This is a genomic window from Aeromonas sp. QDB17, assembly GCF_027705305.1.
GTDB classification, from domain to species: Bacteria; Pseudomonadota; Gammaproteobacteria; order Enterobacterales; family Aeromonadaceae; genus Aeromonas; species Aeromonas caviae.
In genome coordinates this window covers 1-873 of record NZ_JAPDBP010000056.1, presented here as the reverse complement: position 1 = coordinate 873, position 873 = coordinate 1, and the positions used below count along the sequence as shown (strand labels likewise).

Sequence of the window (873 nt, the reverse complement as noted above, 5' to 3'; positions counted from 1 at the left end):
TGTAGTGGTCTAATCATCCCGGACACCGTTTTAGGTGGTACAGTCGCCACCATTATTTGAGGTGTTCAATGACAAGATTACGTCGCTCATTTACTGCCGAGTTCAAGCTGGAAGCCGCATCCCTGGTGCTCGACCAAGGCTATTCAGTCCCCGAAGCCAGCCGTTCACTGGATGTCGGCGAAACCGTGCTGCGTCGATGGGTTCAGCAACTTCAATCAGAACGAAGTGGCGCTACACCTGCTAACCGGGCGCTGACCCCTGAGCAGCAAAAAATTCAGGAGTTGGAAGCCCGCATCAACCGGCTTGAACGCGAAAAGGCCATTCTAAAAAAGGCTACTGCTCTCTTGATGGCGGACGAACTCGAACGTACGCGCTGATAGACCGATTAAGGGAGCAAGCCCCCACCACCCTGGTCTGTTGCGCTTTCGGTATACCAACCGCCTGTTTTTACGACTATCTGGCTCGCAGGCGCACAATTAACCGTGAACGGGTGCAGCAGAGAAGTGAGTTACGGTGTTTGTTCAAAGAGAGTAGAGGCTCAGCTGGCAGCCGGGCCTTGATGTCAATGATGCGGGCACTGGGGCATCAGATTGGTCGGTTCAAGGTGCGTCGCCTGATGAAGGAGGCCGGGCTGGTCTCCAAACAACCGGGAGCTCATCGTTATCAGGTCGCGCGGTCTGAACGACCGGATATTCCCAATCTTCTGGCGCGTGAATTTGATGTCCAGCAACCCAATCAGGTGTGGTGCGGCGACATCACTTACGTATGGGCAGGTGGCCGCTGGCATTACCTGGCCGCGGTGCTCGACCTCCACACCCGACGGGTCGTGGGCTGGGCGATGTCCGGCAGGCCTGATGCTGAGTTGGCCGTGAA

At 56.2% G+C, this 873-nt stretch carries 1 pseudogene; it reads left to right on the top strand.

Annotated elements, in window-relative coordinates:
- Window positions 1-68: 68 nt before the first annotated feature.
- Window positions 69-873: pseudogene (locus tag OKC41_RS21020) on the top strand (IS3 family transposase); the annotation flags it as partial.